Genomic DNA, 22,036 nt, shown 5'->3' on the forward strand with positions numbered 1-22,036 from the left:
ACCAACCTCAGCAATTTCTCTGTCTCGCTGTGACTTCAAGATGCTTCGAACACTGTGCTCGCCTCTGGCGTCCTCTCAGGGGCGCACAGTCTCGCGTCGCCGCCGAGCGGCCCGGATTTCTGTGTCGGCAACCTGGTCGGCGAGCAGGGCATAGACCTGGGTGGTCTCGGTGGAGGCGTGCCCGAGCCGATTGCGGACCACCTCGATGGAGACGCCGGCGTTGATGAGCTCGGTGGCGTGGGAATGGCGCAGCTGGTGGATGTCGATGTCGACCCCGGCCGCGGCGCAGTACCGGCTCCACCGGTGGTGCGCCGCAGAGTAGGAGAGAGGTCCGCCGCAGCCGTTGATGCTGGCCCGGAACATCGGCCCGGAGGTGTAGCCGGTGCGGTCGAGGTAGAGACGGAGCATGGCGACGTAGCCGCGGTCGTCGAGCAGGACGGTGCGTACGGTGCCGCCCTTGCCGTGCAGGCGCACATGTTCGTCGTCCAAGCGCAGGTCGAAGTCCTCGACGTAGAGTTCACACACCTCACTGGCCCGGGCGCCGCAGACGTAGGCGGTTTCGAACAGCACCCGATCCCGCAGGACATCGAGGGCGACGTCCTTACGCGGTCGGCGGGCGCAGATCGCGGCGAACACCTTGGCTATGTCGGCCGCGGCCGCCGGCCGGGGCAGGGTCTTAGGGACGGTGATGGTGTCGACCTTGTCCATCGGGTTCGCGGCGAGCAGGTCGTGGCGGACGGCCCACCGGCAGAACGCGGCGACCGCGGCCCGCTTGCGTTTGCGGGTGGCCGGCGCCAGATCCGCGATGCCGGAGAGGAACCCGCGCACCGCCGCCACCGTCACGCCGTCGATGCCGCCGTCGGCGTGTTCGGCGAAGCCGGTGAGGTCGCCGCGGTAGGCGCGCAGGGTGTTGGCGGGCCGGTTGGCGTTGGCGAGGTCGGTGAGGAACTGCTCGATGTGGACTTCCAGCGGCACCGCGGTGTCGTCGGCGAGATCGGTCGTCTTTGAGAGGCGGCTTGAAGATGTCAGTGGGGTGGCCTGGTAATACGACATCAGGTGTCAGTAGTAGGCGACACCGGATGTCAGTAGCTGGCGGCGTCCAGTTCGGATGCTGACCGGCGGAAACGGGAGAGTTCCCGTTGGGCCTGCCTGGGGCTTTCGGTGTCAGGTGATCGTTCTTCGATAGATTTGCCGGGAACTACTTCAGGCGCGGCCGCCTCTAGGCGGGTACGAAGCCCAGTTGCTCGTAGAAGACTCGTGCGCCGCTGGGTTGCGCCCGGATGGTCGATTCCGAAGGTCAGCACCTCGATGTTTCCCGGACCTGTGTAAATCTGGGTGTCGCTTGTGTCATGAGCGCTGAGCAAACGTTTCTTTCCGCGCTCGGTTCCCCGGCTGTTAGTGGCCAGTTAGTTCTCCCCACTGGCGGCCAATTATCGGGGAGCTATCTGGCCGTGGGGCAATAACTTCCAGCTACGCTCGGATCTGTTCTGGTGCGACGAGTCGTGGCGCGTGGCACCAGCAATGGATTGGGGCGACGCACTGTCGCGACGGGGACTACCGCCCGATGCGTGCGGGCGGATGCCCGTACGCCGCCCTCTGGACCGCCGCAGTCGGCCAGCTGCGCGGTTTGCTGGGTGAGTGCCCGTATGGCCTATTGGCCGTCAACGGGGACCAACATGGCCGCAGCATCTGGCCGTCTGCGGGGAGAAACTCGTGGCCGCTGACACCCGGCGCACAGCACCTTTCCCGCGCGGATTCGCTGGCCTATCACGATGCATGCGCCCAACTGGATCCGGTGATCCTCGGGCGGGTGGTCGGTATCGATGCCCTGCACCCCGTTGCCGGGTGGGCCGGCTGGTGGTGTCGGTAGAGCGGTGCCGTGCCCTACCGCACCGCAACGGCCCAACAAGGCATACGGTTCGGAAACGGCAGCGGCCCTGTGTAATGCTCTGCGGACTGGCGAGCCGGGGACCGTCGCCGACGCGGTGCTCATCCTGTGCGTGGGCGAGACCGAGTTCGGTGGTGCCGTCGAGACCTGGGTCGTCGACGGTTATGTCAACGGCAGGCGAGGGTTGCCCGACCCGCAGACAGGTCATGGTGCCGTGTTCGGGAGGCGGTGCGGGGTAGCTGTCCGGGTGTTGGGCGGGAACCGTTGAAGGCAGGCAGATGCCGTCGGCAGTTCAGGCACCACTGTGTGGTGGGAATTGTTTGGAGTAGGTGAATCGGGATTTCGGTGTGGCAGCGGCGGCAGCGCCCGTAGCGGCCTGTGGTGATGAGGGTGAGGGTTTCGTCGATGTCGGCCAATGCTTGTCGTGCGGCTGCGGCCAGTTTGAGGGTGACTTCATGCCTGGCCAGATCAGCCGCGTCGGCGGGGATGGCTGCGCGGTCGATTTCGGCATCGAGTTCGGCCAGTTGCTGTACCCGGAAGCGGCGTTGTCGATCGAGTCTGGCTCGCAGGGCGGGTAAGTGGTCGGAAAGGCGTGCGTGTGAGGTGGGGTGTGCGAGGGGCATCTGGGTCTCCGGGCGGAAGGTCGGAACTGTGGTTCGAGGTGCCGTCACGGGAATATGGCGTTCGTCCACGTTTGGCGGCGTGGACTCGAATCCGCCGACGCGGCGGTGTGCCGCTCACGCCGGTAGGTCGGATTCATTTGTTGGGGTGGAGCGGTGTCAGTGCACCGCGGCGGCCGCGGCGGTTGGTGTGGTCTCAGCGACCGGTGCGGTCACGATGGTCGCTGCCGGGGTGGTCGCGATGGTCGCGGTGTGGATGCCGGGCACTGTGTGGGTGAGGGCGACGGCGATGCGCCGTTCGGATTCATCGGCGAATCGGCCGGATATACTGGCGTGGCCTTCGTCGACGGTGACATGCCAGCGCCGCGCGCCGACATATCGATCGAGGAGGTACTGTGCCCCGCCGGCGAGCGCATCGTCGGGGGTAAGCATGATCCGCAGCGCGTCGCCGCGGCTGAACATGCCGATCACACGGCCGTTGGCATCGACCACCGGCAGACTACGCAGTCCGTGCGTTACCAGCATGTTCATGACCTCGGCCAGTACCGCAGTGTCGGGGACCGAGACCGCGGGGGCGGTCATCACCGCGTCGACGGGGTCGTTGAGTTCGCCGGCCCGCAAGAGGTCACCGCTGGTGACTACCCCGACGAGCCGATCGTCGCGGTCGAGAACGGGCAACGCCGCGTAGCCAAGTTCGGCGAGGGTCAATGCCGCCTCGCGTGCCGTGTTGTTGTATCGCACGGCGACGACCGGTCGTTGCATCAGCTCACACACCTGCATGTTCATCATTGCGTTCAACTCCGCTTCATTTGGTTACCGGATCGGCTCCGAAGCCGGATACACACACCGGGCCGTCCCGATGTCTCCGAGTGCTCGGTGGCCCGTTTCGTACCGAATCAACGCAGCAGGCCGGAGTCGCGCATCGGGCACGTACCCGGATTCGGCGGCATGATGGCCGACTGGGGTCGATAGTCAGTCACCGCTGGTGCTCACAGTTTCACTGCTCCTACCTGCGTCTTCTGCTCAACTCCATAATGGGGGTGCAGGTGCGGCGAGTGATTGCTCTGTTCCGACAATCGCGGTGTCGAGATTTTTGGGGATAGCACAGCGCGGGTGGGTCAGGCGTTGTTGCCGGTGACGGCGAGTTCGATCATGGTGGCGAGTCGTTTGCGGGGGTCGTCCAGGCCGAGATCGGTCACTTCTGCCATTTTGCGTAGCCGGTTCCGTACGGTGTTCTCGTGCACGCCCAGCTGCGCGCCCGCTGCTACCGGGTCGCCTTGGGCCTGCAACCAGGCACACAGCGTCGTCACATATTGGGTGGAGTTCGCTTGGTCGTGGCGCCGTAACTGCGACACCGGCCCGCGCACGGGGGTGCGGCCGGACAGCCCGGCGGTGCGCAATCGTTGCAGCAGGATTGCGTCCCACGATTCGTCATAGGCGAGGGGCTCGGCATCTGCGGGGTGGGCGGCGCACAGCGCCAGGGATTCGTCGGCCTCTCGGCGTGCCAACGCCAGTTCCGTGGCCTGGGCGACCCCGCTGATACCCGCCAGCACCGTCATCTGCGGGGGCAGTGCCGCCTGCCGCTCGGATATCCAGCGGCGTGCGGTCGCCGCCTGATCAGCGGGCAGCACGGTGTAGACGGTGTCGCCGACCAAGGCGCTGCGGCTCGACCGCGACCAGCCGAATCCGGTTGTTGCTCGTTCGAAGATCACCAGCAGCGAGGTGTGCTGTTCCTCGGCGATCCCGGCCCGCAGCGCGATCACCCGCAAACTCTGCGGCGCCAACCCCAGCCTGCCGGCCACCGTCGCCGCGTCCGCGGCGCCCTCCAGCAGGCGGATCACCGATTCGGATTCCACCTGACGTTCCAGGTCCGCGCTGGCCCGCGACCGCAACAGATGCAGAGCCACCGTGTGCGCACCCTCGATCAAGGCCTGGTGCCGAGCCCCGGCCAACGGCGCCGGGCACGACACCCACACCGAGCCCAGCAGTTGCCTGCCCACGCGCACCGCGACGACCATCCGCCCGGTCATTCCACGCTCTTCCTGAGCGGGAACGAACAGCGGTTCATCCGAGGCCGCCAGGTGCGTGAAGACACCGCCCGCGTCGAATATCGCACGCAACCACGGCGGCATCTGCCGACCCAGGATCGTTTCGACGCGTGCGGGGTCGAGGTGCTGCTGCGGCCGGGAGTAGGCCAGCACGCGAGACAGGCGGTCCTCGATCGTCACCGCGCCGTCGACCGCGGTGGACAGGTTGTCGGCCAGAGCGAACAGATCGGTGGGGCCGCGACCGGCCTCGGTTTCGCGGCCTTCTTGGACCAGCCCGTAGACCACCGCGGCCACTTCGCTCCAGGCCACCGCAGGGTCGATCACCATTACCGCCACCCCCTCGATCTGCGGCTCGTCGCCGAGCTCGCCGGCCCCGCGAACAAGCGCGACAGCAGCCCGCGCCGACACCGCCCAGCCCACCACCTCCGAGACCGAGCGCGCCCCGACACCCAGAAGCACATCGCCCACCTCCGCGGGGCCCTGATCGCCCCCGTGGATCACCACGCTGCGCAATTCCGTGGCTCGGGGCACTGAATCCAACCGTAGGAGGACCCCGTAGCCACCCAGGATGTTCGCCAACCGGTCCAACGTCACCATGAGCTGCTCCGGGGTCGGACCGACAACGCAGCGCTGTTCAGCGGTAGATGCGACCGGTAGAGGGTCGTGGCCGGAGCGCGCGGGCCGCCGTCTGTCGGTCGGCGCATCGAGATCGGCACCAGGGCGAGCCGGCGTCGGAGACCTCGCAGACTCGACCCGCTTCGATCGGAAGAAGTGTCCACCGCCGCGTGTTCGGTGGTATGGAACCCTGCTGCAGGCGCGGGCCAGGAGTGTAGGTGCGGTACTGCGTCCGCGGCCCGGCAGTGCTGGCGTTTGGTCACTGTTCAGCGGATTTGTTCGGATGTGCGATGAGGTCGGCGAGTACGGCTGCTTCACTGATGCCGGTGTTTCTTGTGGCGGTGAGCAGCGTGAGATCGTTGTGGTCGGCCAGTTCGCGCAGATGTGAGAGTGCCGCGGCGCGGCCGGGTTGGGTCAGTTCGTCGCGGTAGCGGCGGACGAAGGCATCGAAGAGCCGCGGGTCGTGGCCATACCAGGTGCGCAGCTCGGTAGATGGGGCGATCTGTTTACACCATTCATCCAGGTGCGCTCTGGTTTTGCTGACGCCGCGAGGCCAGAGCCGGTCCACCAGCACGCGGGTGCCGTCATTCGGGGTCGGGTCGTCATAGATTCTGCGGATCTGCACAGTGTGTCGAGTCGTCACCATCGACTCCCGGTCTCATCGCTTGCTCGCATTTCGGAGTCTCAGCGGGGATGCCGACCGCCAAGGCGATGGTCCCCGCGCCCGATCCGGGCCCTCACCACATACCGGACGGTACGCCTACCTGCGATTTCGGGCGGTGAGATCGCTGCCCTGATATCGAAGTGAAATGGTGCACACCACAACAGCCGGTAGCGTGGTGCAAGGGGGTGAAGCCTCCGAAAGGAAACAGATGAGCAGCGTACGGGCCGCATCGTGTTTGATGGAAGTATCCGATCTGGATCGTTCGATACGCTTCTACTGCGACGTATTCGAATGCAGTATCTCGATTCACGAGCCGGACGCTGCCCTGCTGCTCACACCCGCCGGCTTCCAGCTGTATCTACGGGTGAGTGAAACGCCTCGCCGACCCGATATCGGTGACCTGGGCGTGGTGTATCTCATCTGGGCTACCGACAGCAAAACAGAACTGGACCGAATCGAACATCGACTGCGCGCCTATTACCCCAGCACCCACACCCACACCGCGAACGAGATCAGTTTCATCGACGGTGTCGACCCGGACGGCGGCCGCGTGCTGATCACCTACCCGACCCCTGAAAAGCTCCCTCGCGAAGTGATCGCGGAACGCTTCCGCTGACCGCCCGTTCCGAGGAAACGGTTTCCGATCCCACCGGACAGGGTCTACGAAGAATTTATCCAGGCCCGCGACATCCCGCTGCGGTCGGGACAGGTCGGTCACCGGCACTTCCGCGCTGCCCGCAATCCTGGCGGGAACATCCTTGTGCCCTCCACAATTCTTCGCCCTCGCGGTGTCGGCGCCCGACCGTGTACTCACAGTCTGCTTTGATGCGACGAGACGTTGTTCGACAGGGGTTTGCCACCGCGGGGAGTGCTATGTCGCCCGTCTACACCATCGGCCATTCCACCCGCCCCGTCGCGGAGTTCATCGGGACGCTGAAGTATGCCGGCATCGGCCTGGTGGCAGACATCCGAACCGTGCCCAAGTCCCGCCACAACCCGCAGTTCCACATCGACCGGCTCGGGGAATCGCTAGCCGCGGCCGGCATCGGCTACCGGCCGCTGCCGGGGCTGGGTGGACTACGGAAGCCGGCGCGAGATTCGATCAACACGGGGTGGCGCAACGCGTCCTTCCGCGGGTACGCCGACTATATGCAGACGCGCTCGTTCGAGGAGGCGATCGAGGAACTCATCGCGCTGACCGCAGAACATGTCACCGTCATCATGTGCGCTGAGGCCGTCTTCTGGCGGTGTCATCGCCGGCTGGTCGCCGACGCACTTCTCGTACGTGGCATCGATGTTCAGCACATCATGGGCGCCTCGACGCTCACCCCGGCAGCGCTGACGAGTTTCGCGTCGGTCCGCGGCACACGAGTCACCTATCCCTCGACGTCGCGGTGACCGGGCGGCCCATCCCACTGGGCGCGCGCCATATCCACGCGGTTGCCGCGCATCGGGGTGGCTTCGGCGCGCAGCAGGTCCAGAGCGCGACCGGCGTGGCAGGATGCGGGCGTGCCGTCGGCGTATACGACTCGATGCCAGTGGGTTTCTTCGGCGCAGGTGGTCATGACATGTCCGACTTGCCGGGGGCTACCGCCGACTAGGTCGCCGATCGCGCCATAGGACATCACCCGGCCGGCCGGGATCTGGTCGATCACGTCCAAGACTCGCCGCGTGAACGGCGATATCGACTTGTCACTCGGTTGCGTCATCGGTCCTCTGAACTGGGCGGGCATTGAGGCCGACCGTCGGAATCGTTGAGGGTTGCGGTGGTGAGAGCGCGCTGCAGGAGGTCGTGGAGCATGGCGGGGGTGAGGGTGCGGGTGGATATGTTGCGCCGGCTGGGGTGGTAGCAGCCGAAGAGGTGCAGCCCGCGCTGTGTGGACGGGTCGTCGATGAGAATGTGTCGGCCGTGGCCGAAGGTGGGCCGGGGCGCGGGCAGGTGCCAGCCGATGTCGGTGAGGATCGGCAGTAGTGCCCGCCAGGCGAATCCGCCCAGGGCGACGATAACGGACAGGGTGGGTTGCAGGAGTTGGAGTTCGCGGGTCAGCCAGGGCCGGCAAGTGTTGCGTTCGGTGGTGGCGGGTTGATTGTCCGGTGGGGCGCAGTGCACGGGGACGCTGATGCGAACCCCGTGCAGGCTCTGGCCGTCACCGCGGTGGGTGGCGGTGGGCCGGGAGGCGACGCCGAGTGCGTGCAAGGTGGCGTAGAGGAGGTCACCGGAGGGGTCGCCGGTGAAGATGCGGCCGGTGCGGTTCCCGCCGTGTGCCGCCGGGGCGAGGCCGACGAGGGCAACCGCCGCATCGCTGGGCCCGAACCCGGGGACAGGCTTGGACCAGTAGTCCCAGTCGCGGTAGGCGCTGCGCTTGACGGTGCCGACGTGTTCACGCCAGGCGACCAGGCGTGGACAGGCCCGGCATCGGATCAGTGCGTCCTGCACCTCCTCGATTGTCTCGGCGCGGTCGGCTCGGATCGCCGGATACTCGACGGTGGCGGGATCGGGACCCGGCACCGGTCGAGTGTCGGGGCCATGGCGTTGTGGCATACCGGGCTCCTGTGGTGTCGTGGCTGTCCTGTGAACCACGCTGACCGTGGTGTTTCAGTCTGTGAGTAGTTGGCGTAGCACGTAGGGCAGGATTCCGCCGTGCCGGTAGTAGGCGGCTTCGGCGGGGGTGTCGATCCGCACGGTGGCGGTGAATTCCGTCGGGTGCCCCGTGTCGTCGACGGCGCGAACGCTCACCTGCCGCGGAAAGTCCTCGGCGGTGTTCGCGTGCGTCAGCCCGGTGATCGAGTAGGTTTCCTCACCGGTCAGGCCGAGTGATTGCACCGATTCGCCTTCGGGGAACTGCAGCGGCAGCACTCCCATACCGATCAGGTTCGATCGATGGATACGCTCGAACGAGCGTGCCAGCACCGCCCGCACGCCGAGCAGCAGTGTGCCCTTGGCTGCCCAGTCTCGCGAGGACCCGGAGCCGTATTCGGCCCCGGCGAGGATCAACAGCGGCACCTGTTCGGCGGTGTAGACGGTGGCGGCGTCGAAGATGCTCATCTGCCGGCCGTCCGGTAGGTGTCGGGTCACCCCGCCCTCCGTGCCTGGGGCGAGGTGGTTGCGTAATCGGATGTTGGCGAAGGTGCCGCGGATCATCACCTCGTGGTTGCCGCGGCGCGAGCCGTAGGAGTTGAAGTCTTTCGGTACGACGCCGCACTGCTGGAGGTAGGTTCCGGCGGGGCCGTCGCGTGTGATGGACCCGGCCGGGGAGATGTGGTCGGTGGTCACCGAGTCACCGAGCATTGCCAGTACCCGGGCGCCGGTGATGTCGGTGACCGGTTGTGGTTCGCGGGTTGTGTGCTCGAAGTAGGGTGGGCGCCGCACGTAGGTCGACTCGTCGTTCCAGGTGTAGATCTGCCCGGCCGCGACGTCGAGCCCGCGCCAGCGGTCGTCGCCGGTGAAGACGTCGGCGTAGCCGTCGGTGAACATTTCCGAACGCAGGTTCGCGGCGACGATCTCCTCGATTTCGGCGGTGGTGGGCCAGATGTCGCGCAGATACACCTGGGTGCCGTCAGGGGCCGTGGCGAGCGGGTCGCGCAGCAGGTTGATGCGCATCGTGCCGGCCAGCGCGTAGGCGATGACCAGCGGTGGCGAGGCGAGGAAATTCATCTTCGTTTCCGGGTGGATGCGGCCCTCGAAGTTGCGGTTGCCCGACAGCACCGAGCACACCGTGAGATCGCCCGCGGCGATCGCGGTGCTGACTTCGGGGATCAGCGGGCCGGAGTTGCCGATGCAGGTGGTGCACCCGTAGCCGACGAGCGAGAATCCCAGCTCGTCGAGGTAGGGCGTGAGCCCGGCGCGGGTGTAGTAGTCGGTGACCACCCGCGAACCCGGCGCGAGCGTGGTTTTGACCCACGGTTTGCGGGACAGGCCCTTCTCGATGGCTTTCTTCGCCAGGAGCGCCGCGCCGATCATGACCGACGGATTGGAGGTGTTGGTGCAGGAGGTGATCGCGGCGATCACCACGTGCCCGTGGTCGACGGTTGTGGTGGTCTCGTCGGTGAAGGTCACCGACTGCGGCGCCGAAAGCCACCGGTGCGGGTGCTCGCATCGACACCGATCACTCGGATCCCGCGGCCTGTCGACGGCGCGGTCGCGGTCGACGGCGATGGGGTCGCTGGCCGGGAACGACTCACCCGATGCCTGGTCCAGCCCTACTGTCGCGGGTGCGGCGGGCGGTCCGGTCAGCAAGGATGCGACCGCGTGTGGGGCGTCGGCCAGCGCGATGCGGTCCTGCGGGCGTTTGGGTCCGGCGATGGAGGGCTCCACGGTTGTCAGGTCCAGTTCGATCCGCTGGCTGTAGTCGGGTTCGTGGCCGGGGTCGTGCCACAGCCCCTGCTCCTTGGCGTAGGCCTCGACGAGGCGGATCTGGTGTTCGGGGCGTCCGGTGAGCCGCAGATAGTCCACTGTCACGTCGTCGATCGGGAAGATCGCGCAGGTGGAGCCGTACTCGGGGCTCATATTGCCGATGGTGGCGCGGTTGGCCAGCGGCACGTTCGCCACCCCGGGGCCGTAGAACTCGACGAATTTGCCGACCACGCCGGTGCGGCGCAGCAGTTCGGCGATGGTGAGCACCAGATCGGTGGCGGTGGTGCCCTCGGGTAACTCGCCGGTCAGTTTGATTCCGAGGACTTGTGGGAGCAGCATGCTCATCGGCTGGCCGAGCATCGCGGCCTCGGCTTCGATGCCGCCGACTCCCCAGCCGAGTACGCCGAGTCCGTTGACCATCGGGGTGTGCGAGTCGGTACCCACGACAGTGTCCGGATAGGCCAGCGGCGGCCCGCCGCCCGGGTCGTCACGGGTGAACACCACTCGCGAGAGGTATTCGAGGTTGACCTGGTGGCAGATACCGGTGTCCGGAGGTACCACGGAGAAGCCCTCGAACGCCTGCTGCGCCCACCGCAGTAGTTGGTAGCGCTCCATATTGCGGGTGAACTCCAACTCCGCGTTGATCGCGGACGCGTCCGGGCGGGCGAAGACGTCGGCGATCACCGAATGGTCGATGACCAACTCGGTCGGGATCAGCGGGTTGATCCGGCCCGGGTCGCCGCCGAGTGAGGTCATCGCGTCTCGCATGGCGACCAGATCCACCACACACGGCACCCCGGTGAAGTCCTGCATCAATACCCGCGCCGGTGTGAACGCGATTTCGGTAGTACCGACCGCGGCCGGATCCCACGCGGCGAGGGCACGTACCTGTTCGGCGGTGACCAGGTGCCCGTCCTCGCGGCGGGCAAGGTTTTCCAGCAGCACTTTGAGGCTGTAGGGCAGGCGGTGCGCGGTCGGGATACGGTCGAGCCGGTAGATGGTGAACTCCCGGTCCCCGGCCGTCCACACGTCGCGGGCCCCGAAGCTGTTGCCGCTCATCACTGCGGCCCGTCGCCGGAGCCGATGTGCGCATCGGCCCGGTCGATCGTGTGGAGCGCCGGTGTGATGTCGTCGCACATCGCTCGGTCGACGTTTCCGAAGGCCTCGCGCACCTTCGTAGCGAGAACCCGGCGATGCGCGAGGATCGGTGTGGTAGCAAACGGATGCAGCGATTCGGTCATGTGATGCGCCTCCTGATCAGGTGCGACCGGCCATCAGGCCGGTGCGCCGACAACGTGGCCCACTGATTTCACTGTATGCCCACCCGTCCGAGTGGTAACGGCGCGAGCGCCATCCGCAGCCACCGTCGATCCGCCGTGCCGGCTCGATCGACTCAGCCGAGTCTGCGACGCAACTCGTCGGGGTAGTCGCGGTAGGCGGCGGCGACTTCGTCGAGGTAGACCAAGGCGGGGAAATCGGTAACCGGTTGATGATCGGCCAGGAACCGTGCAGTGTGTTCGACGATGCGCCGCTCGTCGCCTGGATCGAGGCCCAGTTCGGTCAGCACGTCGGGATCGACGACGAACTCCGATTCCACGGTGTCGCCGCCGTCGCCGATGCGGACGCGATATTCGTGATCGATGACCAACTCGACACTCAGCTGTTCGGGCATGCGTTTCAGTGCTCCGTATCGGTGACGGGTGACGGGTGTGTCGCGGCTGGTGGGATCCTCACCGGGGGTGCCGTGAGGTCGGCCAGCGGCACGCTGGGGTCGGCGAGCCGGTCGAGATCGAGCGGGGTGCGGTCGCGGATGAGCTGGTTGATCGGGTCGGTGACGTCCCAGGTGTTGACGTTCATCCCGGCCAGCACGCGCCCCTCGCGCACCCAGAACGCGATGAACTCAAGCCGATCGACCTCACCGCGTACGACGACCCGATCGCTGCTACCGGGCGGGACGTACCCGGTGTATTCCATACTCAGCTCGTACTGGTCGGTGTAGAAGTACGGCAGCCGCTGATAGGAAGCGGGCCGGCCGAGGATAGCGTCGGCGACGGTGGCGGGCTGGTTCAGGGCGTTGGCCCAGTGCTCTACCCGCACCCTAGCCCCCAGCAGCGGATGCTCGGCACGAGCGATGTCACCGGCGGCGTAGACGGCGGGATCGCTGCTGCACAGCGAGGCATCGACCAGGACACCGTCGTCGACGGCGAGACCGGCGCGGGCGGCGAGCGCAGCGTCGGGGACAGCGCCGACCGCAATGAGGACGGCATCGGCGTCGATCTGGGTGCCGTCGTCGAGCCGCAGCCCGACCGCGGTGCCTTTGTGGGTGAGGATTTCGGTCGGGGACCGGCGGGTACGCAGGTCGACGCCGTGGCTGCGGTGCAGCTCAGCGAACACCTGCCCCATCTGCGGCCCCAGCACGCCGGTCAGGGGCACCGGTGCGCGGGCCACGACGGTGACCGCAACCCCGGCCGCGACCGCGGCGGCGGCGACCTCGAGCCCGATCCAACCGCCGCCGACGATCGCGATCGACGACGCGGTCGCCAAGGTGGCGCGCAGCCGGTCGCTGTCGTCGACGCTGCGCAGATACAGCACGCCGTCGGCGTCGGCGCCGGGTAGCGGCAACCGCCGCGGGGTGACGCCGGTGCACAGCACCAGCCGGTCATAACCCAGCCGGTGCCCATCATCGAACACGACCTGGCGGGCGTGTGAGTCGATGTCGGTGACAGCGTTACCGGGGCGCAGGTCGATGTCGTGGCGGGTGTAGTAGTCGGGTTCGTGCACGTCGATGCTGTCGCGGCCAGTCTTGCCCTGTAGGTAGTCCTTCGACAGCGGCGGCCGCTCGTAGGGGCGATGGGTTTCGTTGCCGGCCAGGATGACGGCCCCCTCGAACCCGCCCTCACGCAATGCTTGTGCGGTTTTCGCGCCGGCCAGACCGGCCCCGGCGATCACGACTGTTCCGACTGCAGCCATGGTGGTCACCGCCTGGACCCGGCGAGGGCGACCGACAGTTCACCGGAGAGGTGGTCCCAGGCGTCGTCGAATTTTGCGACCCCGTCGGTTTCGAGGGTGGCCACGACGTCGTCGTAGTCGATGCCGAGCGCGGTCAGTTGCTCAAGGATTTGGTGCGCCTGTGGGTAGGTGCCGTGGATGCTGTCACGCGGGATATGGGCGTGGTCGGCGACCGCGTGCAGGGTGGCCTCGGGCATGGTGTTCACCACCCCGGGTGCGACGAGGTCGGTGACGTAGCGGGTGTCGTCGTAACACAGGTTCTTCACCCCGGTCGACGCCCACAACGGTCGTTGCGGGCGGGCCCCCGCGCCCGCCAGTGCCCGCCAGCGCTCGCCCTCGTGGTACTGCTCGTAGAGCTGATACGCCAGTCGTGCGTTGGCGATCGCCGCGCTCCCGTGCAAGGCCGCGGCCGCGTCGGTGCCGATTTTGTCGAGCCTGTGGTCGACCTCGGTATCCACGCGGGAGACGAAAAAAGACGCCACCGAATGGATTCGGGAGACGTCGTGGCCGTTCGCGCGAGCTTGTTCGAGCCCGTCGAGGAATGCGTCGATCACCTGCCGGTAGCGGTGCAGAGAGAACATGAGGGTGACGTTGATGTCGATTCCCTCGGCAAGGCAGGCGGTGATCGCTGGTAGTCCTTGTTTGGCGGCGGGGATCTTGACCAGCAGATTGGGCCGATCCACCAGCCACCACAGCGCCTTGGCTTCGGCGACGGTGCGGTCGGTGTCGTGCGCCCACCGGGGGTCGACCTCGATCGACACCCGACCGTCCACCCCGTCGGTGGCGTCGAAGACCGGGCGCAGCACATCACACGCCCACCGCACGTCGTAGGCGGTCAACTCCCGTAGCGCCGCCTCGACATCGACCCGGCGCAGCGTGAGACGACCGATCTGGCCGGTATAGGCGTCGCTGCCGGTGATGGCCTTGGCGAAGATGGCCGGGTTGGTGGTCACCCCCGTCACATGCCGGTCGGCGACCAGGCGGGCCAAGCTGCCCTCGATCAGCCGCCCGCGGTTGAGGTCATCGAGCCAGATCGATACCCCGGCCTGGGTCAATGCGGTCAAAGGGTCGGACATGAGCATCTCCTTCCATGCGTTTGGCGAGTGCAGCCGTTTACCAGGTGTCGAGTTCGGCGCCCGACCGAGCATTTCGGTGCCGGCAAACCAGTTCCGACTCTGGGCACGAGGGCGGCGACCTCGGCGTGGATGGCCCCGAGTTCGGCGGTTGGAGCCCGGGGGTCTGGACTCGGATCCGCAGCGCGCAGGACACCTCGGTGTCGCCTCGACGTGGTCGAGGGCCAGGCCGCAGGCGAGTGACGCCACCCCGGAGAAGCCGGACCGGCCTGCGGTGATGCTGGAAGATGGCGATCGATGCGATGCCGGACGGGAAGCGAGGAGCGGTGATGGAGAAGTTCTCGGTGGAAGCGATGGCACGAGAACTGCTGCAGCGGGCGAACGCGGTCCCCGCGCGGCGGGCGGCGGCCACGATGTATGGCGGGCATGAGCATCGGCTGCGACAGACCGTGGTCGCGTTGGCTGCCGGCGCCGCGCTGGGCGAGCACGAGAATCCGGGCGAGGCGACGCTGTTGGTGCTGCACGGCCGGGTCCAGCTACACACTGCAGGCGCCTCGTGGGCGGGCCGTCACGGTGACCTGCTGATAGTCCCGCAGGCCCGCCACAGCCTCGAAGCGATCGACGATGCCGTGGTGCTGCTGACAGTCGCCAAATAGCCGGGACGGGGACGGGCGCACTGTCGACCTCGGTCAGGGCCCGGCGGTGCCGGGAGTCGATGGTAGGCGCTGCAGTGTCCGGCGGCCCCGGCGCTCTAGTCGGCATCGGACTCATCGGCCGGGTTCGATGGATCGGTGCCGTCCGCCTCAGCCGCGGTAACCGTGGCGCGGCCGGCGGCACCCCAGCCGGCGTGGGATTCGGCGCGCATCCGCTCCACCATGTGTGGGTAATGCAATTCGAATGCGGGCCGCTCCGAACGGATGCGGGGTAGTTCGTAGAAGTTGTGCCGTGGTGGCGGGCAGGTCGTCGCCCATTCCAGGGAGTTGCCGTATCCCCAGGGGTCGTCCACGGTGACGACTTGACCGTATCGATAGCTTTTGAACACGTTCCATACGAAGGTGATCATCGAGAACCCGAGAACGAACGACCCGAGGGTGGATACCGTATTGAGGATCGTGAAACCGTCGGCGGGCAGGTAGTCGGCGTAGCGCCGCGGCATGCCTTCGGCGCCGAGCCAGTGCTGCACCAGGAATGTCGCGTGAAAGCCGAGGAAGGTGGTCCAGAAGTGCAGGCGGCCCAGGCGTTCGTCGAGGAAGCGGCCGGTGAATTTCGGGAACCAGAAGTAGATGCCGGCGAAGGTGGCGAACACGATGGTGCCGAACAGCACGTAATGGAAGTGTGCGACGACGAAGTAGCTGTCGTGCACATGCCAGTCCAGGGGTGGGCTGGCCAGGATCACCCCGGACAGGCCGCCGAACAGAAACGTGGTGATGAACCCCAGCGACCACAGCATGGGTGTTTCGAACGTCAATTGCCCCTTCCACATGGTGCCGATCCAGTTGAAGAACTTCACCCCGGTCGGTACCGCGATCAGAAACGACATCAGGGAGAAGAACGGCAGCAGCACCGCGCCGGTGGCGAACATGTGGTGCGCCCACACCGCCGACGACAATGCCGCGATACCGAGAGTCGCGAACACCAGTGCGGTGTAGCCGAAGACAGGTTTTCGGCTGAACACCGGCAAGATCTCGGTGATGATCCCGAAGAACGGGATCGCGACGATGTAGACCTCGGGATGGCCGAAGAACCAGAACAGATGCTGGTAGAGGATCGGGCCGCCGGTAGCGGGGTCGTAGATGTGCCCGCCGAGGTGCCGATCCACCTCCAGGGCCATCAAGGCGGCGGTCAGGATCGGGAACGCCAGCAACACGAGAAAGCTCGTCACCAGAATATTCCAGGTGAAGATCGGCATCCGGAACATCGTCATCCCGGGTGCCCGCAGGCACACCACGGTGGTGACCATGTTCACCGCGCCCAGGATGGTGCCCACGCCGGATAATCCCACCCCCATGATCCACAGGTCGGCACCGACGCCGGGGGAATGGATGGCCGAGCTCAACGGTATGTATGCCGTCCACCCGAAATCGGCGGCACCGCCGGGGGTGACGAATCCCGCGGTCGCGATCGTCGCGCCGAACAGATACAGCCAGTAACTGAGCGCATTCAGCCGTGGAAACGCCACGTCGGGGGCGCCGATCTGCAATGGCAGTACGCAGTTGGCGAATCCGAACACGATCGGGGTCGCATAGAACAGCAGCATGAGTGTGCCGTGCATGGTGAACAACTGGTTGTACTGCTCGTTGGACAGGAACTGCAGGCCCGGCCGCGCCAGCTCGGTGCGCATCAGCAGCGCCATCAACCCGCCGATCAGGAAGAACGATATCGCGGTGAAGATGTACATGACGCCGAGAAGTTTCGGGTCGGTGGTGGTGACGATCTTCCGGATCGCCGCGCCCTGGGGGCCCATCCGCGCGGGGAACGGGCGCTCGGCCTCGACGGCGGGCATGGTGTGCCCCGGTGCTGCAGACAACGGTGAATCCCCTCTCGGTTCGACATCCTCGACGGGTACACATGGCGGGTGGCGGACCCGGCCGTCACAGCATCGGGATCAGCCGACCCCTCGCCGCATGCGGCGGCGAGTGAGACACCGCGGTGAGACAACCGGTCCCTGTGTTGATGGTCGGCACCGAGAGATCCGGTGGGGTAGGTCACCCGCCGCTTAGTTTATACAAGATTTCGATGTATAAATAGAGGTATGGTATATGTGATCGGCGAGCCCTGTGTGGACGTGATGGACCGGGCGTGTGTGGAGGAATGCCCGGTCGATTGCATCTACGAGGGCGGCCGGTCGTTGTACATCCACCCCGACGAGTGCGTGGACTGCGGAGCGTGTGTACCGGTGTGCCCGGTGGATGCGATCTACTACGAGCAGGACCTTCCCGCCGAACTCGAGCCCTATCTCGACGACAACGCCGCCTTCTTCACCGAAACCCTGCCCGGACGCGACCAACCGCTCGGATTTCCCGGCGGCGCAGCGAAACTCGGCCCGGTTGGGGTCGATACTCCGCTGGTCACCGCGCTGCCGACACGGAGTAGCCAGCCATGACACGCGAAAAAGCATCCGCCACCACACTGCCGCGCTCCCGTGCCACGCCGACCGGAGCCGGTGGTGGGCGTCGCGGCGACGTGCTCGCGGCATTGCGCGGTTCCCATGATGCGTTGAGCATCGTCGATATCGCCACGCAGCTGCGGCTGCACCCGAATACGGTGCGCTTCCATCTCGAGGCGCTGGTCGAGGCCGGGCAAGCCGAGCGGGTCGAACCCCCGCGCACCGGGCCGGGGCGCCCGCCGCAGATGTTCCGCGCTCATCGTGGGATGGACCCGGCCGGGCCACGTAACTACCGACTGCTCGCCGAGATCCTCACCGCTGGGCTGGCCGCCGACCCCGACCCGTCGGCCCGCGCCGCCGAGGCCGGGCGACGCTGGGGCCGCGAGATGGCCCGCGACATGGACACCGCGTCGCCGACCGCCGAGCAGGCGGTGGATGAACTGGTGCGGGTGCTCGACGAGATCGGCTTCGATCCCGAACCCGACACCGACGATGATCAGCCGAAGATCCGGTTGCAGCACTGCCCGTTCCTGGACCTGGCCGAAACTCGTGCGAGCGTGGTATGCCCGATCCATCTGGGCTTGATGCAGGGGGTGCTCGAAGGCCGGGCTGCACCGGTCGCCGTGCAACGGCTCGACCCGTTCGTCACCCCCGACCTGTGCCTGGCTCACCTCACCACGACCAGCACCGCCACGCCCGCGCAGGCACCGACCGGATCCGCGGCATGACCACCGCCGGGGCCGTTGTCACCGCGGTCGGTTTCTGCTGGCTCGGCATGGTGCTGGCGATCTCGTTCCTGGAGGCGCCGCTGAAATTCCGGGCGCCCGGCGTCACCGTGCCGATCGGGCTCGGAATCGGACGGCTGGTGTTCCGCGCCCTCAACGGCATCGAAATCGTTTTCGCGGCAGCGATTCTCGTCGCTATCGTCATCGACCCGCCCGCTACGGGCGCCATGACCGCGCTGATCGTGGCTATTGCGGCGCTGCTCGTGCAGCTCACGTTGGTCCGGCCGCGGCTGACCCGCCGCAGCAATGCCGTGCTCGCCGGCCACGACGCGCCCCGATCGCGCGGCCACTACGAGTACGTGGTGCTGGAAATCCTGAAAATAGCCGCACTTCTCGTCGGCGCCACCCTGCTACTGGCCCACAGCGTGTCATGAACAACTCCCGGACCGCAGCCGGTCCCGCAGGAAAGACGCACCAGCCGTCCCCAGCGCGGCGGCCGCACCACGGTTCACCTTCACACACACCCGGGAGGAATCGACCGACAGAACAATTCAGCGACACAGCAGAGGAGGAGTAGCAGATGGGCGATCCCGTTTATCCCGCCGCGACCCACGACGTCGGCGCGCGGCGCCGCGAATTGGCCCCCGACATCCATCAGGCGTTCGACGAATTCAGCCGGCAGGTGTTCGCCGACGGGGCGCTGCCGCAAAAGACCAAGCAGCTCATCGCCGTCGCGGTCGCGCACGTCACCCAATGCCCGTATTGCATCGCCGGCCACACGAGGCTCGCGCACCATGCCGGTGCCGGCGACGCCGAGATCATGGAAGCGATCTGGGTGGCCGCCGAGATGCGTGCCGGTGGCGCGTTCGCGCACTCCACCATCGCCCTGCACACCCTCGCCGGATACGACCATGACCACGCCGGCTGAATCCCGCCCCGAACACCCGCGCCCATCCCGCGACCAGCACGACGTGGTGACCGAGCAGACCACACACCGCCGCGATCACCGCGGCCGGGCCCGCGCTCCGCTTATCGTCGTCGGCATCGACACCTCCGAGGCGTCCCAGCATGCGCTCGCCTATGCCGCCGGCGCCGCACGCCGCATGCATGCCACCGTGCTGGTTGCCTACATCAGCACGCTCGCCACGAGCGCCTACCCGACCAGCCTGGCGCCGATGGGCGCCGACCTCACCACCGACCTCACCACCGCGCAGGTCACCGCCACCCGCGAGCTGGCCACCGAGATCCTCCACGACCTGCCCCTGCCCTGGTCGTTCACCGTCCGCTGCGGCGACCCCGCGGTCGAACTGGCGCGGCTGGCCGAGGACAACAACGCCGACAGCCTCGTCGTCGGCCGGTCGAGCAGCCGGCTGCTCCGCCTCACCGGATCCACCGCCGCCCGGCTGCTGCGCCGGACCCACTGCCCGGTCACCGTGGTGCCATAACAGCGGGCCCGGCTCCACGACACCGATCCGGCTCAGCCGACCGGGTCCAGCACCAGAGCCTGGCGGCGTTGATGCACGGTCAGATACCGCAGACCATGCGCTCCCGCGGTGAACGCGCGCCGTGACCGGCGCGGCAGCCATACCAGCGCACCCGCCGCCAACTCGAGCTCACCCAGCTCGGTGGTAAGGGTGCCCGCGCCGTCGAGCACGTGGATCAGCACATCCAGATCCGGCCCGGTATGCGCCTCGATGCGCCCGTGCGGAGCAATGCGAATGATGTTGGCATCCAGATCGCGGCGGCGCACCGGCAACGTCCACACCGCCCCTGTCGTATCCGGATGTCCAGGCTCGAACATGGTGGTATCGGTCAATATCCGCGGCGGCGATGTCGAAGCCAGCTTCCCGATCCGCACCCGCCACACACGCGGCCCGTCCTCGACAACCTCCCAGCCGTACCCACCGGGATGCTCCACATCGAACTCGGCACGCAGATGCCGCGGATAGTGATTGTTCACCAGCACGAACGACTCCCCGGCAGCCAGGGCATCGAACCGCGCGAAGATCGCCGGATGCTTGTCCGGTTTGCGCACCTCCCGCACATCCAATTCCGCCGGTCCCGTTTGTGCCAGGTCCGTGTCGGGCATGTGGCCCACCTCCTAGTTTTTACAATCTCTTATTGTATAAACTAATCCTGCGCGGCTCGCCAGCCAAGCCATCCCGGTTATGACGCCCGTCATCCACGGCCCGCTCGGCCGGGCCAGGCGGCGACTCGCAACTGTCCGTACCGGAGGAATTCGAGGAGAACGCGATGACCACCTCAATCCTGCCCCCGCCCCCCAGCCACCACCCGGTCGAGACTCCGACGCGTGCGATCAGCGTGATCCGGCGGGTGCAGGATGCGGTGTGCGCATTGCCCGCTCCCACATTCCCGCAGGACACGCTCAGGGCAACGACGGTGAACGACCTCGTTTCCACCCACGTCATCGACGCCCGCACCCTCGCCGTCGTCGCCCGTAGAGACCGCCACATCCAGCCGATCGCCGCGATGATCACCGAGCACCTGCTCGGCGTCACCGCCACCGTCGTCGGCAGCGCCATCACCGTCACCTTGGGCTGACCCATTCCGTCACCGCCCGCCGGCGCAGCACACCGCGTATCTTCTCCCGGCGGGGTCTCTCCGGCCGAAGCCAAGCAGGTATCGGACCGGGATCCGATTCGCACCGCTCGCCCGGTCCCTGTGTGCCGCCTCGCGGATTCAGTTCCCGCAACGAATCGAACGGTGCTCCACCTCATACACATCGAGAAAGCCGCAACAGCAGGGCAGGCACTCGACGACATCGTCGGGAGCCGAAGCCATCTCGGCGATCGAGTCCCGCGCTCGTGCCATCGATTCTCGCTACACCGACCGGTTGTCGATGCTGACCCCGAACAGCTGGAACGACATTGCTCCGAGCCTGCAGCAGCTGGCCGGACCGTGTGATGTCGAACTCGACTTTCTCGACCGTGTCCGAAGCCCTGGCAACTCGACGATGTTGCTGCCGTCGGGGTCACCCCTCCAATTCCGGATACCCGACACCTCGGTCGGTACACGACATCCCGACATCACGTCGGCTGCGGCGATCAGAGTCGGTCAGACAAGCAGCCGCAGCGCAACCTTCACGCGTTCTCTAGCCGCTGTCTGCGTGAGATTCCTTGCCAGACAACGAATCTTCGGAATCGAACAGAGCGACAGAGGGGCTTCCCAGGCTCGGACGCCCACGGCGATCGTCCGGCGATGCGACGTCACCGGCGGGCTGGGAATGGACAGCGAGGACGGGAAGGCCACAGTCGCCGGCCATGCGGTCGACCCAGCGGATGAACTCCAGTGCCGAGCCAGCGAACATGCGCCGTACCCGGTCCTGGAAGGCGCGCACGTCGTGGCCAGGCAGGAAGTCGCGGGTGCTGATCTCCCCGCACCCGCAGCCACAGGGCCGTTCGCGGAACTCGGCCTCTTCCGGGAGGTCGCAGTAGCCGACCGGGTTCTGCGAGGCGTTAACCACCGGATCCGGTTTTCCGATCCAGGCGTCGCGGACCGGGTGGCCTTCCGCCAGCGCCTCACCGTCGAGGGCGACCCGATCCTCATGGACAGACACGCCGCGGATCTCGGCGACGGCGCACACCCGGCCGTCACCGATGATCAGGGCGAACTTCTCCCGAGACAACCGTTCCTTGTTCACCTTCCATATGCCTCGGCCCGCTGTCCATGCCTCCCTTTCGGTCATGCGCGGAAAGTAACCGACGTAATCCCGATGCAGCGGGTCGTTAGTAATGGGTGAGTAGTAACCAAGCTTGAACCGAACAGCCATACAGGCCACTCCTCGTGTAGACCTGGCGCGGTCTCCATAGTGTTGCATCAGTTCAAATCAGATTGCAAACGATGAATCGCAACAGCTAAAACCGGGTGCGTGCCGTTACGGTTGATTCGGCGAGAACCGGGTTTGAGAGCGTGT

General features: G+C 66.7%; 25 protein-coding genes. 10 read left to right on the plus strand and 15 right to left on the minus strand.

Annotated features, from left to right (window positions below):
• Nucleotides 1-75 precede the first annotated feature (75 nt).
• A complete protein-coding gene (locus tag NS3_RS26695; protein ID WP_084495968.1) occupies nt 76-1,053 on the minus strand; it encodes a tyrosine-type recombinase/integrase in 978 nt (325 codons plus the stop codon).
• A gap of 1,002 nt (nt 1,054-2,055) precedes the next feature.
• A complete protein-coding gene (locus tag NS3_RS30645) occupies nt 2,056-2,304 on the minus strand; it encodes a TraR/DksA family transcriptional regulator (protein ID WP_373281269.1) in 249 nt (82 codons plus the stop codon).
• Here NS3_RS30645 and NS3_RS29340 point away from each other — a divergent pair.
• On the plus strand, nt 2,218-2,466 hold the full coding sequence (locus NS3_RS29340; protein ID WP_157101556.1) for a hypothetical protein: 249 nt from the start codon (nt 2,218-2,220) through the stop codon (nt 2,464-2,466). The genes NS3_RS30645 and NS3_RS29340 overlap by 87 nt on opposite strands.
• 201 nt (nt 2,467-2,667) lie before the next feature.
• Here the strand turns inward: NS3_RS29340 and NS3_RS26700 are convergent, their stop codons facing one another.
• From NS3_RS26700 to NS3_RS26710, 3 genes are all read right to left on the minus strand, one after another.
• Nucleotides 2,668-3,297, minus strand: a complete 630-nt coding sequence (locus NS3_RS26700) for a CBS domain-containing protein (protein WP_083873308.1) — start codon at nt 3,295-3,297, stop codon at nt 2,668-2,670.
• Between the two features lie 329 nt (nt 3,298-3,626).
• Nucleotides 3,627-5,153 (minus strand): PucR family transcriptional regulator, encoded by a 1,527-nt coding sequence (locus tag NS3_RS26705; protein WP_067865364.1) that lies wholly within the window; start codon nt 5,151-5,153, stop codon nt 3,627-3,629.
• Nucleotides 5,154-5,430: 277 nt separating this feature from the next.
• Nucleotides 5,431-5,814, minus strand: a complete 384-nt coding sequence (locus NS3_RS26710) for a DUF488 domain-containing protein (RefSeq protein WP_245649831.1) — start codon at nt 5,812-5,814, stop codon at nt 5,431-5,433.
• Nucleotides 5,815-6,043: 229 nt separating this feature from the next.
• Here NS3_RS26710 and NS3_RS26715 point away from each other — a divergent pair, with 229 nt between their 5' ends.
• Both NS3_RS26715 and NS3_RS26720 read left to right on the plus strand, forming a co-directional pair.
• On the plus strand, nt 6,044-6,451 hold the full coding sequence (locus tag NS3_RS26715) for a VOC family protein (protein WP_067865370.1): 408 nt from the start codon (nt 6,044-6,046) through the stop codon (nt 6,449-6,451).
• A gap of 257 nt (nt 6,452-6,708) precedes the next feature.
• On the plus strand, nt 6,709-7,233 hold the full coding sequence (locus NS3_RS26720) for a DUF488 domain-containing protein (protein WP_067865373.1): 525 nt from the start codon (nt 6,709-6,711) through the stop codon (nt 7,231-7,233).
• Here the strand turns inward: NS3_RS26720 and NS3_RS26725 are convergent.
• The 7 genes from NS3_RS26725 to tal all read right to left on the minus strand — a co-directional run bounded on the left by NS3_RS26725 (nt 7,212) and on the right by tal (nt 14,280).
• Nucleotides 7,212-7,544, minus strand: coding sequence for an MGMT family protein (locus NS3_RS26725; RefSeq protein ID WP_067865376.1), 333 nt, complete (start codon nt 7,542-7,544; stop codon nt 7,212-7,214). The two genes, NS3_RS26720 and NS3_RS26725, sit on opposite strands and share 22 nt — an antisense overlap.
• Nucleotides 7,541-8,344 carry a uracil-DNA glycosylase gene (locus tag NS3_RS26730; RefSeq protein WP_067865379.1) on the minus strand — a complete coding sequence of 268 codons (804 nt, stop codon included), beginning with the start codon at nt 8,342-8,344 and terminating at the stop codon, nt 7,541-7,543. The genes NS3_RS26725 and NS3_RS26730 overlap by 4 nt, the downstream gene beginning before the upstream one ends.
• A gap of 87 nt (nt 8,345-8,431) precedes the next feature.
• Nucleotides 8,432-11,248 carry an aconitate hydratase gene (locus tag NS3_RS26735; RefSeq protein ID WP_067865382.1) on the minus strand — a complete coding sequence of 939 codons (2,817 nt, stop codon included), beginning with the start codon at nt 11,246-11,248 and terminating at the stop codon, nt 8,432-8,434.
• Nucleotides 11,248-11,430, minus strand: a complete 183-nt coding sequence (locus NS3_RS26740) for a hypothetical protein (protein ID WP_039829379.1) — start codon at nt 11,428-11,430, stop codon at nt 11,248-11,250. Before NS3_RS26740 ends, NS3_RS26735 begins: the two co-directional genes overlap by 1 nt.
• 152 nt (nt 11,431-11,582) lie before the next feature.
• Complete coding sequence (locus NS3_RS26745; protein ID WP_067865384.1) at nt 11,583-11,861, minus strand: hypothetical protein; 279 nt, start codon at nt 11,859-11,861, stop codon at nt 11,583-11,585.
• Nucleotides 11,862-11,866: 5 nt separating this feature from the next.
• Nucleotides 11,867-13,159 carry an NAD(P)/FAD-dependent oxidoreductase gene (locus tag NS3_RS26750; RefSeq protein WP_067865431.1) on the minus strand — a complete coding sequence of 431 codons (1,293 nt, stop codon included), beginning with the start codon at nt 13,157-13,159 and terminating at the stop codon, nt 11,867-11,869.
• 5 nt (nt 13,160-13,164) lie between these two features.
• Nucleotides 13,165-14,280, minus strand: a complete 1,116-nt coding sequence (gene tal / locus NS3_RS26755; RefSeq protein WP_218018287.1) for a transaldolase — start codon at nt 14,278-14,280, stop codon at nt 13,165-13,167.
• Nucleotides 14,281-14,600: 320 nt separating this feature from the next.
• On the opposite strand from tal, the gene NS3_RS26760 reads away from it, so the two are divergent.
• A complete protein-coding gene (locus NS3_RS26760) occupies nt 14,601-14,927 on the plus strand; it encodes a cupin domain-containing protein (protein ID WP_039829469.1) in 327 nt (108 codons plus the stop codon).
• A gap of 95 nt (nt 14,928-15,022) precedes the next feature.
• Here NS3_RS26760 and ctaD read toward each other — a convergent pair whose 3' ends face one another.
• The gene (gene ctaD, locus NS3_RS26765; RefSeq protein WP_084495972.1) at nt 15,023-16,774 is read right to left on the minus strand and encodes an aa3-type cytochrome oxidase subunit I; all 1,752 of its coding nucleotides are present in this window, start codon (nt 16,772-16,774) and stop codon (nt 15,023-15,025) included.
• Nucleotides 16,775-17,023: 249 nt separating this feature from the next.
• Here ctaD and fdxA point away from each other — a divergent pair, with 249 nt between their 5' ends.
• The 5 genes from fdxA to NS3_RS26790 all read left to right on the plus strand — a co-directional run bounded on the left by fdxA (nt 17,024) and on the right by NS3_RS26790 (nt 19,547).
• Nucleotides 17,024-17,374 carry a ferredoxin gene (gene fdxA, locus NS3_RS26770; protein WP_067865390.1) on the plus strand — a complete coding sequence of 117 codons (351 nt, stop codon included), beginning with the start codon at nt 17,024-17,026 and terminating at the stop codon, nt 17,372-17,374.
• Nucleotides 17,371-18,105, plus strand: coding sequence for a helix-turn-helix transcriptional regulator (locus NS3_RS26775; RefSeq protein ID WP_157101557.1), 735 nt, complete (start codon nt 17,371-17,373; stop codon nt 18,103-18,105). Before fdxA ends, NS3_RS26775 begins: the two co-directional genes overlap by 4 nt.
• Nucleotides 18,102-18,536 carry a hypothetical protein gene (locus NS3_RS26780; RefSeq protein WP_067865392.1) on the plus strand — a complete coding sequence of 145 codons (435 nt, stop codon included), beginning with the start codon at nt 18,102-18,104 and terminating at the stop codon, nt 18,534-18,536. Before NS3_RS26775 ends, NS3_RS26780 begins: the two co-directional genes overlap by 4 nt.
• A 146-nt stretch (nt 18,537-18,682) precedes the next feature.
• The gene (locus NS3_RS26785) at nt 18,683-19,030 is read left to right on the plus strand and encodes a carboxymuconolactone decarboxylase family protein (RefSeq protein ID WP_067865395.1); all 348 of its coding nucleotides are present in this window, start codon (nt 18,683-18,685) and stop codon (nt 19,028-19,030) included.
• A complete protein-coding gene (locus NS3_RS26790; RefSeq protein ID WP_067865399.1) occupies nt 19,014-19,547 on the plus strand; it encodes a universal stress protein in 534 nt (177 codons plus the stop codon). The genes NS3_RS26785 and NS3_RS26790 overlap by 17 nt, the downstream gene beginning before the upstream one ends.
• Before the next feature lie 32 nt (nt 19,548-19,579).
• On the opposite strand, the gene NS3_RS26795 is transcribed toward NS3_RS26790, so the two are convergent.
• Nucleotides 19,580-20,191: a DUF2249 domain-containing protein gene (locus tag NS3_RS26795; RefSeq protein WP_067865401.1), complete on the minus strand. Its 612-nt coding sequence runs from the start codon at nt 20,189-20,191 to the stop codon at nt 19,580-19,582.
• Nucleotides 20,192-20,355: 164 nt separating this feature from the next.
• Here NS3_RS26795 and NS3_RS26800 point away from each other — a divergent pair, with 164 nt between their 5' ends.
• Nucleotides 20,356-20,664, plus strand: coding sequence for a hypothetical protein (locus tag NS3_RS26800; protein WP_039829386.1), 309 nt, complete (start codon nt 20,356-20,358; stop codon nt 20,662-20,664).
• Nucleotides 20,665-21,214: 550 nt separating this feature from the next.
• Here NS3_RS26800 and NS3_RS26805 read toward each other — a convergent pair.
• Nucleotides 21,215-21,892 carry a hypothetical protein gene (locus NS3_RS26805; protein WP_039829387.1) on the minus strand — a complete coding sequence of 226 codons (678 nt, stop codon included), beginning with the start codon at nt 21,890-21,892 and terminating at the stop codon, nt 21,215-21,217.
• Between the last annotated feature and the right edge of the window lie 144 nt (nt 21,893-22,036).

This window comes from Nocardia shimofusensis NBRC 100134 (assembly GCF_001613125.1).
Classification (GTDB): domain Bacteria; phylum Actinomycetota; class Actinomycetes; order Mycobacteriales; family Mycobacteriaceae; genus Nocardia; species Nocardia shimofusensis.

Bases quoted from the DNA above. Each gene is read 5' to 3' on its own strand.
- NS3_RS26750 (WP_067865431.1), bottom strand. From the start codon at position 13,159: ATGGCTGCAGTCGGAACAGTCGTGATCGCCGGGGCCGGTCTGGCCGGC.
- NS3_RS26795 (WP_067865401.1), bottom strand. From the start codon at position 20,191: ATGCCCGACACGGACCTGGCACAAACGGGACCGGCGGAATTGGATGTG.
- NS3_RS26735 (WP_067865382.1), bottom strand. From the start codon at position 11,248: ATGAGCGGCAACAGCTTCGGGGCCCGCGACGTGTGGACGGCCGGGGAC.
- NS3_RS26705 (WP_067865364.1), bottom strand. From the start codon at position 5,153: ATGGTGACGTTGGACCGGTTGGCGAACATCCTGGGTGGCTACGGGGTC.
- NS3_RS26745 (WP_067865384.1), bottom strand. From the start codon at position 11,861: ATGCCCGAACAGCTGAGTGTCGAGTTGGTCATCGATCACGAATATCGC.
- NS3_RS26700 (WP_083873308.1), bottom strand. From the start codon at position 3,297: ATGATGAACATGCAGGTGTGTGAGCTGATGCAACGACCGGTCGTCGCC.
- NS3_RS26800 (WP_039829386.1), top strand. From the start codon at position 20,356: ATGACCACCTCAATCCTGCCCCCGCCCCCCAGCCACCACCCGGTCGAG.
- tal (WP_218018287.1), bottom strand. From the start codon at position 14,280: ATGCTCATGTCCGACCCTTTGACCGCATTGACCCAGGCCGGGGTATCG.
- NS3_RS26790 (WP_067865399.1), top strand. From the start codon at position 19,014: ATGACCACGCCGGCTGAATCCCGCCCCGAACACCCGCGCCCATCCCGC.
- NS3_RS26725 (WP_067865376.1), bottom strand. From the start codon at position 7,544: ATGACGCAACCGAGTGACAAGTCGATATCGCCGTTCACGCGGCGAGTC.
- NS3_RS26720 (WP_067865373.1), top strand. From the start codon at position 6,709: ATGTCGCCCGTCTACACCATCGGCCATTCCACCCGCCCCGTCGCGGAG.
- ctaD (WP_084495972.1), bottom strand. From the start codon at position 16,774: ATGCCCGCCGTCGAGGCCGAGCGCCCGTTCCCCGCGCGGATGGGCCCC.
- NS3_RS26805 (WP_039829387.1), bottom strand. From the start codon at position 21,892: ATGGCTGTTCGGTTCAAGCTTGGTTACTACTCACCCATTACTAACGAC.
- NS3_RS26715 (WP_067865370.1), top strand. From the start codon at position 6,044: ATGAGCAGCGTACGGGCCGCATCGTGTTTGATGGAAGTATCCGATCTG.
- fdxA (WP_067865390.1), top strand. From the start codon at position 17,024: ATGGTATATGTGATCGGCGAGCCCTGTGTGGACGTGATGGACCGGGCG.
- NS3_RS26780 (WP_067865392.1), top strand. From the start codon at position 18,102: ATGACCACCGCCGGGGCCGTTGTCACCGCGGTCGGTTTCTGCTGGCTC.
- NS3_RS26740 (WP_039829379.1), bottom strand. From the start codon at position 11,430: ATGACCGAATCGCTGCATCCGTTTGCTACCACACCGATCCTCGCGCAT.
- NS3_RS26785 (WP_067865395.1), top strand. From the start codon at position 18,683: ATGGGCGATCCCGTTTATCCCGCCGCGACCCACGACGTCGGCGCGCGG.
- NS3_RS26760 (WP_039829469.1), top strand. From the start codon at position 14,601: ATGGAGAAGTTCTCGGTGGAAGCGATGGCACGAGAACTGCTGCAGCGG.
- NS3_RS26775 (WP_157101557.1), top strand. From the start codon at position 17,371: ATGACACGCGAAAAAGCATCCGCCACCACACTGCCGCGCTCCCGTGCC.
- NS3_RS26695 (WP_084495968.1), bottom strand. From the start codon at position 1,053: ATGTCGTATTACCAGGCCACCCCACTGACATCTTCAAGCCGCCTCTCA.